1 protein-coding gene and 1 pseudogene are annotated in these 1328 nt (G+C 47.1%); both read right to left on the reverse strand.

Features of this window, described 5'->3' with window-relative positions:
• Positions 1-513, reverse strand: a pseudogene (rmgQ, locus tag ACWHAR_RS21595) (unsaturated rhamnogalacturonyl hydrolase); the annotation flags it as partial.
• Positions 514-520: 7 nt separating this feature from the next.
• On the reverse strand, positions 521-1328 hold an 808-nt coding region (rmgP, locus tag ACWHAR_RS21600; protein WP_452087784.1), incomplete at its 5' end, for a polygalacturonan/rhamnogalacturonan ABC transporter permease.

Below are 1328 nucleotides of genomic sequence, written 5' to 3' on the forward strand. Positions count from 1 at the left end.
CTGCAGCACGACCTGATCAAACAGCTCCGGCTCCTGCTTCAGATTGGCATATTTCAGTGCGAACGGCCCCCCCATGTATAAGCCATCAAGCCACATTTGGTAAGGATAACCGTCTTTGTGCCAAAAACCGCCCTCAGACGTCCGGTTCAGTGTTCCATATAAGCCGCGCAGCCTTTTTGCCGCTTTGGCATACCGTTCATCCTTCGTCTGCTCGTATAATGGAAAAAGAATGAGACCCGCTTGAATGGCGTCCAGTTCATCTCTTCTAAATAATAGATTGCCATAATCATCGATTAAGAGATCTGCATAGGCCTTCGCATACTCAAAATACCGCTTTTCCCCGGTTGCTTCCCACAGCCGCAATACACCGCATAAGAAAACACCCTGATGGTAGTGCCAGCGGTTAGCAGGAGGCAGCTCCTCGACTGTGTACGTATTCATAATGGTTTTTGCCAATGCCTCCGCGTACGTAAGAGGCGATTTTACAGCGATTGATTGATCCATTGATCCCATCCCTTTCTTAATAAATTCCTTCCTCGCCAAATTTCTTCGCCAAACGATTCGCTAGCATGACCAAAATCAGCCCGACCGCCGCTTTAAATACGCCGACTGCTGTACTGTAGCTGAATTGGCCCTGTTTCAGCCCTGCAGTATAAACATACGTATCAAAAATTTCCGCCACTTCCCTGTTAGTCGCATTTAACAGCAAATACACATGCTCGAAGCCAAGCTCCAGCGTGTCTCCGATTTTCAAAATCAGCAAAACGACGATAACGCTTTTAATGGCGGGAAGCGTAATATGCCACATTTGCCGCAGCCGTCCCGCTCCGTCCATTTTCGCCGCTTCATACAGCTGGGGGTCAACCGCTGTAATGGCCGCCAGATAAATGATCGTCGACCAGCCCGCTTCCCTCCAGATAACCTGCAGAATATATAGGGGCCGGAACCATTCTTCGTTCAGCAGAAAATTGATTTTTTCACCGCCAAAAAACACAATCAGTTCATTAATCAAGCCTCCGTCTACCGTTAACAGCACAAACGAAAGTGATACAACAATGACCCAAGACATAAAATGCGGGATATAAATCAGCGTCTGAACAAATTTTTTAAAGAGAGCAATCCGCACTTCGTTCAATAAAAGCGCCAGCAGTATCGGCACCGGGAAAAATATGGCCAGGTTCAAAGCAAATAACACGAGCGTGTTTTTTAACAAGAGAAAAAATGTAGGCTCAGTAAACAGCCTGATAAAATGCTTCAGCCCCACCCACTCACTGCCCAAAATGCCGAGGAACGGCTGATAATCCTGAAACGCAATCACAATTCCCCAC

The organism is Bacillus sp. LR--39 (assembly GCF_053613335.1).